The 11212-nt window shown below is 64.5% G+C and carries 10 protein-coding genes and 1 pseudogene; 8 read left to right on the top strand and 3 right to left on the bottom strand.

What is annotated here, in order from left to right:
- Positions 1 to 367: energy transducer TonB (locus ACT6Y9_RS04555; RefSeq protein WP_443743651.1), on the top strand; the 367-nt coding region annotated here is incomplete at its 5' end.
- A gap of 86 nt (positions 368 to 453) precedes the next feature.
- On the opposite strand, the gene ACT6Y9_RS04550 is transcribed toward ACT6Y9_RS04555, so the two are convergent.
- Positions 454 to 693: a hypothetical protein gene (locus ACT6Y9_RS04550; RefSeq protein ID WP_295479288.1), complete on the bottom strand. Its 240-nt coding sequence runs from the start codon at positions 691 to 693 to the stop codon at positions 454 to 456.
- Between the two features lie 508 nt (positions 694 to 1201).
- Here ACT6Y9_RS04550 and ACT6Y9_RS04545 point away from each other — a divergent pair.
- Together ACT6Y9_RS04545 and ACT6Y9_RS04540 are read left to right on the top strand one after the other, a co-directional pair.
- A pseudogene (locus ACT6Y9_RS04545) lies at positions 1202 to 1513 on the top strand (TonB-dependent receptor plug domain-containing protein); the annotation flags it as partial.
- Between the two features lie 24 nt (positions 1514 to 1537).
- Positions 1538 to 3136 carry a TonB-dependent receptor domain-containing protein gene (locus ACT6Y9_RS04540; protein ID WP_443743652.1) on the top strand — a complete coding sequence of 533 codons (1599 nt, stop codon included), beginning with the start codon at positions 1538 to 1540 and terminating at the stop codon, positions 3134 to 3136.
- A gap of 220 nt (positions 3137 to 3356) precedes the next feature.
- Here ACT6Y9_RS04540 and ACT6Y9_RS04535 read toward each other — a convergent pair whose 3' ends face one another.
- Positions 3357 to 4247 carry a hypothetical protein gene (locus ACT6Y9_RS04535; RefSeq protein ID WP_443743650.1) on the bottom strand — a complete coding sequence of 297 codons (891 nt, stop codon included), beginning with the start codon at positions 4245 to 4247 and terminating at the stop codon, positions 3357 to 3359.
- A 198-nt stretch (positions 4248 to 4445) separates the two neighbouring features.
- Positions 4446 to 5828 carry a nickel-dependent lactate racemase gene (gene larA / locus ACT6Y9_RS04530; RefSeq protein ID WP_295479622.1) on the bottom strand — a complete coding sequence of 461 codons (1383 nt, stop codon included), beginning with the start codon at positions 5826 to 5828 and terminating at the stop codon, positions 4446 to 4448.
- Positions 5829 to 6384: 556 nt separating this feature from the next.
- On the opposite strand from larA, the gene ACT6Y9_RS04525 reads away from it, so the two are divergent.
- From ACT6Y9_RS04525 to ACT6Y9_RS04505, 5 genes are all read left to right on the top strand, one after another.
- Positions 6385 to 7356: an ABC transporter substrate-binding protein gene (locus ACT6Y9_RS04525; protein ID WP_443743649.1), complete on the top strand. Its 972-nt coding sequence runs from the start codon at positions 6385 to 6387 to the stop codon at positions 7354 to 7356.
- On the top strand, positions 7346 to 8176 hold the full coding sequence (locus tag ACT6Y9_RS04520) for a nitrilase-related carbon-nitrogen hydrolase (protein WP_295479629.1): 831 nt from the start codon (positions 7346 to 7348) through the stop codon (positions 8174 to 8176). The genes ACT6Y9_RS04525 and ACT6Y9_RS04520 overlap by 11 nt, the downstream gene beginning before the upstream one ends.
- A 43-nt stretch (positions 8177 to 8219) precedes the next feature.
- Positions 8220 to 9110, top strand: a complete 891-nt coding sequence (locus ACT6Y9_RS04515; protein WP_443743648.1) for an ABC transporter substrate-binding protein — start codon at positions 8220 to 8222, stop codon at positions 9108 to 9110.
- Between the two features lie 88 nt (positions 9111 to 9198).
- On the top strand, positions 9199 to 10131 hold the full coding sequence (locus tag ACT6Y9_RS04510; protein WP_443743647.1) for an amino acid ABC transporter permease: 933 nt from the start codon (positions 9199 to 9201) through the stop codon (positions 10129 to 10131).
- Positions 10132 to 10160: 29 nt separating this feature from the next.
- Positions 10161 to 11060, top strand: coding sequence for an amino acid ABC transporter ATP-binding protein (locus tag ACT6Y9_RS04505; protein ID WP_443743646.1), 900 nt, complete (start codon positions 10161 to 10163; stop codon positions 11058 to 11060).
- The last annotated feature ends 152 nt before the right edge of the window (positions 11061 to 11212 follow it).

Raw genomic sequence — 11212 nt, 5'->3', positions numbered from 1 at the left:
CCCGTCGCCCGCGCCCGGCCCCGCCGCGGCTCCCGGCGCCCAGACGGCGTCGGCCGAAGGCGGCATCTCGACCTTGGTCTACGGCGAAGTGGACGATCCCTTCCTCGCGCAGGTGAAGCGCGCCGTCGAGCGTGAGCTCCACTACCCGAGAAAGGCCCGTCAGTTCCACATTGAGGGCACGGCCGTCGTGCAGTTCATCGTGAACGCGCAGGGCGAACTCACCGAGCTGAAGCTCTTCAAGTCCGCCGGCCACCCGATGCTCGACAAGGCGGCCATGCGCGCCCTGGACGACGCCCAGTCGAGTTGGGGGAAACCCAGGAACACCGTGAGGCTGCGCTTCCCGATTCAGTTCAAGCTCGCGGGCTGACGCCGCACGACTGAGCCTACAAAACGAAAACCTCCGGAGGCTGTCCGCTTCCGGAGGTTTTTGGCATTTCCGGGCCGCAGCGGCGGCTACCCGTCGCCGCGGTCTGGGCCGTGACCGCCCGCGTCGTTATCGTCGCCCTCGTCGTCCGAGAAGGCCTCGAGGTACCAGGCAAACACCCCGCAGATGAGCGCGCCGCCGCCGAGGATCGTGAAGAGGATCTTGTCGGACGCAATACCGTAGATCCAGATGCCCGCGTCCATGAGGAGCGAAATCCGGCGGTCCCTGCTCGTCCAGATTTTCCAGAAGTCCTTGAAGAGGTTGTTCATAGCGCGCGTTTTTAGAAAGGGAAGCCCGCACCGGCTGGCGGCGACGGGCGCATTCCCTGAATCCTACCGGACTCACCGGAGGAGCGGCGGGATCCCACTCAGGAGACGCCGGTCGAAGCTTCGTCGAAACATTTTGTTACATGGTTTGCATGCGCTTACCCAACAGTCTGTTTTGAGCGTAGATGCAAATGATTTCCATGAAGATCTTTTGCAATGAGGCGTAAGTTTTCGTTTACGCTTGGGCGTCTTTACATTCGGAATCGCACGTCAATGCATTGATAAACAAGGATTTATCTGTACTAGAGGCACTTTTTCTGCTTAACAATTGTGAGAAGCGTTCGCATTTGTGGTGTATAGAATTTCGTCTCGGGCCGGCGCGGCTTTTTGAGAGTCTCCGCGACGCTGCCTTCCCTTTTTTTCTCATCACGCCAATGCGTCCCGGAGGGCTCCCACCCTCGACACGTCCGTCGTCTCCGCCACAGGCTACGCCCAGGACACCCGCGAAGCGCCGGGCTCCGTCTCCGTCATCACGAGTGAGGAGCTCATGACGAAGCCCGTTCAGGACATCGGCACGGCGTTGGTCGACGTCCCGGGCGTCGACATCGACACCTCCAAGATGGGCACGACGCAGATCAGCATCCGCGGCTTCGGTTCGAACTACACGCTCCTCATGATCGACGGGCGCAGCCAGAACAATGATCCGGCGATGAACAGCCAGAACGGCTTCGAGGCGGGCGGCGTCTTCATGCCGCCGCCGGGCGCCGTCGACCGCATCGAAGTGATCCGCGGTCCGGCCTCGACAATCTACGGCTCGGACGCCATCGGCGGCGCCGTGAACATCATCATGAAGAAGCAGGTGAAGCAGTTCACGGGCTCGCTCTCGGTCGAACGCACGCAGTTCGACGACTCAGCCTACGGCAACCGTTGGGGCGCGGGCGCCTACCTCGGCATCCCGCTCAAGGACGAGGTCGCCTCGCTTCTGCTGCGCGGCCGCTACTTGGACCGCGACGCCTCGAACCTGCGCACGCCGGGGGGCGGCTACGCGTCCCACTCGGCCGCGGACGGCTACACGGGCAACATCGGCGGGCGCCTCAACCTCTCGCCCAACGCCGACAATGACCTCTATCTCGACCTCGACTACACCCGCTTCAAGGGCGGTTCGATGTCGACTTCCGCCGTGGACTACGAAGCGCACCGCTGGTTTGAGAAGTACGCTGCCGTGATCGGGCACGAAGGCCGCTACAGAATCGGTGAACTCTCGACCTACTTCCAGTTCCAGGGCCAGGACCTCATTAAGACGCAGACGGGCCCGGCGAGAAAGAGCGGCAACCCAGCCATGCTCGCCACGGCCAACAAGACGATGAAGGGCTCCTTCTCGGATCCGCTGATGTCCTCGAAGCACTACACGCTCGCGACGAAGTTGAAGACGCCGCTTTCCTTCGGCGACATGGGCGACATGATCCTGCAGACGGGCGCGCAGTTCGACTACTCGACCTATGAGGACAACTTCTACTTCAAGAGCGACGGCAGCCCCGTCATTGCGGACGTGCTCGACCACAAGCAGGCCGCTCTCTTTGCCGAAGGCGAGTACTTCATCAACGAGAACTGGATCGCGACGGTGGGCGGCCGCCTGCAGTGGAGCGACCTCTTCGACTATCACTTCTCTCCGCGCGCCTACCTCGTCTGGAAGCCCTCGCAGATCCTGAGCTTCAAGGGCGGCGTGGCGAACGGTTACCGCGCTCCGGCGATCCAGCAGCTCACCGACGGGCTCTACAGCTTCAACGAACGCGGCAAAACGGCGAAGTACATCTACGGCAACCCGGATCTGAAGCCCGAGGAGAGTTGGAACTACGAGCTCTCGACCACGGTCGAATTTCCGAACGTGGCGCAGGTTACGGCGGGGATCTTCTACACCGACTTCAAGAATCAGCTCGACCAGGAGCAGTTTGGTGAAGCCTCCGCCAACACCTGGCACGACGTCAACCGCGGCAAGGTCGAGGCGAAGGGCGCCGAAGTCTTCGTGAAGACGGCGGCCTTCCACGGCCTGAGCTTCACGGGCGGCTACACCCTGATGGATTCGAAGATCAAGGGCGGTGAAAAGGACGGCAGGCGCTCGAACAACCTTCCGAAGCACACCCTCACGGCGCGCATCGACTACACTCAGGGCGACTTCAATGCGTACCTGAAGTCGCTCTCGAAGTTCGGCGCCGAGAATCCCAACGGCGACGTTTCCAAGGAAAAGCTCGAGAAGTACAAGAACTACACCACGGTCGACATCGGCGCGTCCTACACGCTCGCCAAGCAGCACCATTTCACGGTGGCGCTCAACAACATCTTCGACGCGGGCATCGACTACACGTCCTTCACGACCACGTGGGTGAACGAGTACCGCGACTACATCGACGGGCGCAACCTCTGGCTCAACTACACCTACACGTTCTAACGTAGTTAAGGCATGGTCAGAAAGAGTTGATCTGAAGGCGGCCGGCCGGCCCGTGCAGGTTTCGTGTGCTCTACGGCGTCGAGCCGGCCGTTTTCTTTTCGCTCAAAAGCCGAAGGGGCCGCTCTCGAAATGAGGGCGGCCCCTTCGGCATTGTCGGAAGACCCGGGCGCTGCGGGAGTGGCGTCGGCGCTCCCTTCAGCAGAACCGGATGCGCCGGTCCTCAGCCCTCGGGCTGCTGCAGCTGGTCGTAGTAGCCCGAGAGCTTCTCGAGCACCTCGAGCCTGAGGTTCGGGAGCTTGCCGCCGAAGCGCCGACGCAGCAGCGCGACGATGCGCTCGAGCTCGGCGTCGGCGTTCTCAAACCCGGCGATCGAGGAGGCCTCGACGTGGAGCCGTGCGTCGCCGTGGGCGGGCATGCGGATCCGGAAGCGGAGGTCCTTCCCGAAGGGGTCGGTCGCGACCACGAGCTCCGCGTCGGCGATTGCGACGAGTTCGTCCGAGGTGGGCGCCGTCCCATAGGGGAAGCGCGTCAAGAGGCAGGGCCGGGCGAACTGCTCGGGGTTGGGGAACCCGACCGCGCGCCCGATCTCGCGGATCCGGGGCTTCGAGATCCCGGCCATCGCGAGGGGCGAATAGACGTGGAGCTCTTCGAGCGCCTTGATGCCGGGGCGGTAGACGCCGAGGTCGGAGGTGTTCGTGCCGTCGCAGACGGGGCCTTCGCAGCCCGACTTGCGCGCCACCTCCATCAGCGTCTCGAAGAGGTGGTGCTTGCAGACGTAGCAGCGGTTGGCGCCCGCGTGGGCGAGCTCGGAGAGCGTGAGCGAAGTCGCGGGCACGAGGATCGGCTCGTAGCCGAGGAGCTCGGCGTCCTTGAGCGCGCCCGCCGTTTCGTCGGGGGCGATCTGCGGCCCGATGATGTGCAGCAGCGACGCTTTGAAGCCGAGGTGCTTCGCCGAAAAGGCGAGGAAGCGGCTGTCGAGGCCTCCGGAGTAGGCGATCGAAAAGGCGCGCTGCGGGGCGATTTCGGCGAGGACTTCGCCGAGGCGGCGGATTTCAGGAAAGTCGAGGAGGTCCATGAGGGGCGCTTCCGACCGAGTGGTGTTCGACGGCATGTTGAGCGAGGTCTTTCTCAAATGAGTCGTGAGGAGAGTGAACCCAAAAAGGCCCGCGCAGGGCTCGGGTGAGCCGACGCGGGCCTGATGGAGCGGAAGGCCTTATCCTACGCGGACCGAAATGCTTCCTGACTGCGGAAAAGGCAGTTCGAAACTGCCTGAAACAATCAAGATCCGCGGGGAGGTGCGGAGGGGAGGTTAATGCTTCCCGCCGCCGCAGCAGCCTTCGTGGTGATGGTGGTGCTCGCCTTCACCCTCATGATGGTGGCCGTGGCCCCCGCAGCAGCAGGGGTGGGCCTCGGGCGCGACGACGCGCGGGACGGTGAGCGACCCTTCGGGCATCAGGATGGTCGAGGGATGTTCGCCCACGTATTCACGGGCGATCTTGAGCGCCTCCTCGACGGTGTCGACGGCCGCCGTGAAGTGCATGCTCTTCGCGAGGTCGCGGTTGAGCGCGGTGACGAGGATGAACTTCGCCTTGCCCTGCGGGCGCGTGATGGCGTACGCCTTGTTGGCGCCGATCTGGAAGTTGTCCTCGAGCTCCTTCTTGATCGCTTCAGGGGTCGTGAGGCGCTTGAAGGTCTCCTCGAGCTTCGCCGACCCCGAGCCCTCGATGCATTCGGCGAGGAGAATTACGACGCCGCCCTTGCGGACCGCGCACGCGGCGTTGTCCATCGTCTTCTGCATCTGGTAGACGTTGATGTCCTTCGGATAGCCGCCGCAGGAGGCGATCACGAGGTCGGCCTCCTTCGGGATCTCGCAGCCGTAGACGCGGTCCACGAACTTGCAGGCCTCCTTGTGCGCCTTGATGTAGTCGCCCGCGAAGATCTTGAGGAACTCGTGCTTGGCGTTGAGGATGGCGTTGAAGAGGAAGAGCGAACGGCCCTTGGCGAAGAGCGCGACGCCCTCCATCTGGTCGTCGTAGCAGGGGTTGCCCTCCATGCGGCCGAGACCGGCGGCTTCGGAGAGCATGTGGCTGTGGTTCATGCGCACGGTCTCCATCGCCGCGCACCCCGGCAGAATGGCCTTGCGCCCGCCGCCGTAGCCCGAGAAGTAGTGGTGCACGATCGTGCCCGTGAGGAACACGTGGTCCACGTCGCAGAGGAGCTTGTTGATCCAGACGGGCGTGCCGAGCGAGGTCTTGCCGAAGTACTCGAAGTCGTCGGCGTTCGTCGCGATGGAGTTGTACATCTTGATGCGGCGCGCGACGTCCTCGCTCACCTCGCCCACCATCTCCTCATGCGTCATCGCGCGGTGCGTACCGAGCGCGAAGACGATGCGCATGTTTTCGTCGGGGACGCCCAACTTGTTCATCTCCTCGACGAGGATCGGCATGAACACTTCGGAGTTGGCGATGCGCGTCGGGTCGTTGCAGATGAAGGCCACGGTGTCGCCGGGCTTGACGATCTCGTTGATCGGGGGGAGCCCGATCGGATGGTAGAGGGCCTCGAGGACGTGTTCCTTCACGTTCTGCATCACTTCGCACGGTTCCGTGCGGACGACCTTCAGAACGTCGTCGGAGTCGAATTCAAAGGTCTTGCGGCCGTGCCCGTAGGCGAAGTCGTACGTGGTGAGCGCCATGGCTTTTCTCCCTTCGGCCGCCGGGGCTCCCGCATGGCGGAGGGCTCGTGAGGAAGCTCTCCCGCGGGCGGGGCGGTCGTCACTCTTGCGGTTTACCTGTAGATCGGCCGGAGTACGCCGGTGGACGTACTCCGACAGCGGTCGGGCGCCATTATAAAGGCGCCGCCCGCCGTGAGGCCCATTCGTGCCGAGGCCGGCAGGAATTAGGAAAAACTAGGAGGATCAATGGAAAAGAGGGAATCCGCCGGGGGCGGACGCTCCACCCTCTGATCTTCATCAATCTTGAGCCGGCAGAAAGTCGTAGTTCATAGGGAATTATCCAATTGCCTCGATTCCTAGAATCGGACGAAACGTGAGGGCGTCCCCATTTTGGTGCGTCGCCCGCCTTCGGCATGCGCTTCCCGCCAAGGGCGGCCGCACCGGATGGCGCCTGCACTGGTCCGTCAAGGAACCTGCGGGAGTCCCCCTCCGTCCGTTTTCACTCATCGGGCTCTTCGCCCGCCTCCGCCGCCGGCACTGCGGCCGGCCGGGCCGATCCGAAAGGAGATTCATCATCATGGCTCTTCCGCTGCGCATCAAGTTTCGTGACTGGGACTTCTGGACGCCGCTCCTCCTGGGCGACGTGAAGTCCGAGAAGCTCGACATCCGCCCCACGCGCGTTGCGTCCCTCATCGACAACGTCGCAGACGACGCCGAGTGCGAAGCCGCCGAGATGAGCCTCTCGCGCTACAACCTCAGAATCGATCAGGGCACGGCCCAGGGCATCGTCGCGGTGCCGTTCTTCATCATGCGGGGCTTCCGCACGCGGAACATCGTCACCACCGAATCGAGCCCGATCGAGCGGCTCGAGGACCTTGAAGGCAAGACGATCGGCCTCTCGGGCTGGCAGGATTCGGGCAACACCTGGACGCGCGCGCTGCTGCGCCGCGCCGGGGTCGACTGCGACAAGATCAAGTGGGTGCTCTCGCGCTGCACGGCGGCCGACAAGATCGAACCCAACCGCGGGCGGCAGTTCTGGAACGGCACGACGATCACCCACGAGCCCGACGAGGCCCCCCTCGTGGACATGCTCCACGACGGCAGGATCGACGTGATGTTCCAGGCCTTCATGCCGAAGGGCTACTGCGATGGCGCGCTCGGGCTTCGTCCCGTCGTGCGCGACTTCAAGGCGCACGAGCTCGCCTACTACAAGGACAAGGGCTACGTTCCGGGCATCCACATCCTCGCCCTCAAGGAGGCGTTCGTGCGCGAGAACCCGTGGGTCGTGACGGAGCTCTGCCGCACGCTCGACCGCTCGCGCAGGGTTTGGCGCGAGAAGCGCCGCCGCTACGCCGAAACGACGCCCTGGATCCTGCAGGACCTGATCGACGAGGGGCAGAAGCTCGCCCACGACTACGACGCCTGGGGCTTCGAGGCGAACAAGCGCATGGTGGACGACTTCTGCCGCGAGGCCTACGAGCAGCACCTCACGGAGCACCTCAACACCGCCGAGAAGCTCTTTCCGGAGGCCTTTGAAGATGTCGAATGAGAAGAAGACGACGCTGCGCGTCGCGCTCGGGCAGTTCTTCGTGAAGGAGACTTCGGCGGAGAATCAGGCGATCACCCGCGGCCTCGTCGAGCGCGCCGAAGCGGGCGGGGCGGACCTGCTCGTCCTTCCCGAAGGCGTCGTCGCCCGCAAGCCCGGCGTCTCCGACTGGGCCGTGCGCTTCAAGGAGCCGCTCGACGGCCCCTACGTGACGGCGCTCCGCGAGGCGACGAAGGGCCGGCACGTGACGGTCGTGTGCACCGTGCAGGCGAAGATCCCCGGCGAGGAGCGCTACGCCAACGACCTTCTGGTCGTGCAGAACGGCGAACTCAAGCTCGTCTACCAGAAGCTTCACCTCTACGACGCCTTCAAGGCGCGCGAGAGCGACAACGCGGTGCCGGGAAACGAAGTTCCGGCCTTGGTGGACGTCGGCCCCTTCCGCTGCGGGTTCCTCACCTGCTACGACGTGCGCTTCCCCGAGATGACGCGTGCGCTGGCGCTCGCGGGCGCGACGCTTCTCGTGGTCCCGGCCGCTTGGGTGAAGGGCCCCCTGAAGGAGTCCCACTGGGACCTCAACCTGCGCGCCCGCGCGCTCGAGAACGTCTGCTTCGTGGCAGGCGTGAGCGAGTGCGGTCCGGTGAACATCGGCTGCTCCAAGGTGGTGGACCCCTACGGCGTCGTGGTCGCCCAGTGCGGCACGAGCGACCAGCTTCTCTTCACCGACATCGACGCGCAGACAGTCGAGCGCTGCCGCGCCGCACTCCCCGTGCTCGAAAACCGGCGCTTCGCCGCGCCGAAACTGCGTCAACCCGGCGAGCTCTGAGGGCCGCCCGCATTGGAATCCGAATTCTGAGAGGAGATTCATCATGAAGTTCAATTTCCGCGCCGCGCCGCTCGCGGCCGTCCTTGCAGTCACCACCTTGTCCGCCGCTGCGGCCGAGATCCCCGCGCAGAAGCTCGACCCGGCCCTGAACGCCCGGCTCCCCGAGGCGATCAAGGCGGCCGGCGCCATCAAGAACTGCGTGATCGGCTCCTTCTCGCCCTACACGATCACGCGCGCCGACAAGTCGATTGAAGGCGCGGCGATGGACATCACCAAGGCCTTGAGCGAAGTGCTCGGCGTGAAGATCGAAACGACGAAGATCGCGGGCCACTCCGCAACGATGCTGGGCCTCAAGTCCGGGCGCTACGACGTCTCGACCGAACCGGTGGGCGACTATCCCGACCGAGAGGCGAACTACGACTTCGTCGACTACGTGCGCGAGTTCGTGGTCTTCGCCGTGAAGAAGGGCAACCCGCACAACATCAGGAGCCTCGCCGACACCTGCGGCCTCAAGGTCTCCGTGATGGCCGCCGGAAGCGCCGAGCGCGTGATCAAGGAGCAGAGCAAGGTCTGCGTGAAGGAGGGCAAGAAGCCCGTGACGGTGCTCTCCTTCGAAGGGCAGGCCGCGCCCGCGATGGCGCTCTCCTCCGGGCGCGCCGACGCCTTCTTCTCGAGCCAGGCGCCGCTCACCTACTTCGTCGCCCAGTCGGGCGGCAAGCTTGAGCTCGCCGCTGTCGGCGAGAAGAACGGCTTCGACGACATCTATCAGGGAGCGGTCGTGATGAAGGGCAACCCCCTCGCGCCCGTGCTCCTTGACGCATTCAAGGTCCTCTTTGAGAACGGCACCTACAAGGCCGTGATGGAGAAGTGGAACCTCGACTACAACGAGGTTGAGGCCCCGGGCCTCAACCTCGCCACGGCGAAGAAGAACTGATGCTGACGGGGCCGCCGCTCCGAGTGGCCTTTCTGCGGGCCCCGGGAGCGGCCGGGCGTGATCCTGCACCCTTCTGAGAGCGACTTAAATGACTGAGGAAGCGAAGAATTCCAAACCGACGGAGGCGGGCGCCGCCCGCCGCTGGACCTCCGACGAGCTCGCGCGCACCGCGAAGGACGTCGCGGGCGCCCGCCGCATGACGCATCCCGGACGGACGGCGCTCACGATCGTGATCGCGCTCCTCTTGGCCGGGAGCGTCTGGGCCTGTGCGGTGAACCCCAACTTCGGCTGGGCGACCGTGTGGGCCTACCTCTTCGACCGGAGCGTCCTCACGGGCATCGAGATGACGCTCTCGCTCACCGTGATCTCCATGGTGCTCGGCACCGTGCTCGGTCTCGTCTGCGCCATGCTCAAGATGTCGGGGATGCCGTTCTTCGCCGGGCTCGCGGACCTCTATCTCTGGTTCTTCCGCTCCACGCCGCTCCTCGTACAGCTCCTCTTCTGGTACAACCTCGCCGCGCTCTTTCCCAACCTCGGAATTCCGGGCGTGTGGATGGTCCCGACGAACGACGTGATCACGCCGCTCACGGCCGCTATCGTCGGGCTCTCGCTCAACGAAGGCGCCTACATGGGCGAGATCATCCGCGCGGGCCTGCAGTCGGTCGATCCCGCGCAGAGGGAGACGGCCGAGGCCTTCGGCATGAGCCGCCGGCAGATTCTCTTCCGCGTGATGCTTCCGCAGGCGATGCGCTCGATCATCCCGCCTACGGGCAACCAGGTGATCTCGATGGTGAAGGCGACCGCGATGGTCTCCGTGATCGCCATGGACGATCTGCTCTATTCGGTTCAAACGATCTACAACGAAAACTTCCAGATCATCCCGCTGCTCCTCGTCGCCGTGATCTGGTACCTCGTGATCACGTCGGTGCTCACCGTCGTTCAGGCGAAGATCGAGCGCCACTACCGCAGGGGCGAGCGTGATTCGGGCTACGTCCCGGAAGCGCCGCAGCCCACCGCCTGATCCACCGCTCCCCCGTAGAGACAGAGAAGATGACGAACGAAACGAACGCGAACGCCGCCCTCGAAGTGAAGGCGCAGGCAAAGAGCGTGGAGGAGGACGCGACCGAGGTCCGTCCCCGCAAGAGCGGCCCGGCGATCGTCGTGCGGGCCCACAACGTGGTGAAGTCCTTCGGACGCAATACGGTTCTGAAGGGCATCGACATGGAAATCCACCGCGGCAAGGTCGTGGTGATCCTCGGTCCCTCGGGCTCGGGGAAGTCCACGTTCCTGCGCTGCATCAACCACCTCGAGTCGATCGACTCCGGGTCGATTCAGGTCGACGGCGTGCAGATCGGCTACGTTGAAAAGGCCGGCGTCCTCGAGGAGGCTCCGTACGGCGTCGTCGCGCAGCAGCGCCGCCGCATCGGCATGGTCTTCCAGAGCTTCAACCTCTTCCCGCACATGACGGTGCTTGAGAACGTCATGGAGGCGCCGGTGCACGTGCACGGCGAAGATCCGGCTGTAGTGCGCCCACGCGCGCTCAAGCTCCTCAAGCGCGTCGGACTCCTCGAGAAGGCGAACGAATACCCGCGCCGGCTCTCCGGCGGGCAGCAGCAGCGCGTGTCGATCGCGCGGGCGCTCTGCATCAAGCCCGACCTCCTGCTCTTCGACGAGCCCACCTCGGCGCTGGACCCGGAGCTCGTGGGCGAAGTGCTCAACACCATCCGCGACCTCGCCAAAGAGGGCTTCACGATGGTGGTGGTGACGCACGAAATCCCCTTCACGCGCGAGGTCGCCGACTGGGTGGTCTTCATGGCCGACGGCCGCGTCGTCGAGGAAGGCAAGCCCCGCGACGTGCTCGTGCATCCCAAGCAGCAGCGCACGCGCGACTTCCTCAAGCGCTACCTTCCGCCCGAGACGGAGGCCGCGCAGCCCGCCGCCGCGGGCTGAGGAGAAAGGGCGGGGGAGGGTGGCCCGAAAAAACTTTTCGGCCCTCTCTTGACAAAAAGCGCGGCGTCCGTAAAATCTCACTTCTCACGACGCGGCGGCCGCAAGGCACGAAGCGCCGGGAGAAAGAAAATCTGGATGGTGGGTGTAGCTCA

The sequence above is a fragment of the Sutterella sp. genome (assembly GCF_052272535.1).
Taxonomy (GTDB): Bacteria; Pseudomonadota; Gammaproteobacteria; order Burkholderiales; family Burkholderiaceae_F; genus Sutterella.
The sequence above is the reverse complement of the archived record's forward strand: the minus strand, read 5'-3'. Positions and strand labels throughout refer to the sequence as shown.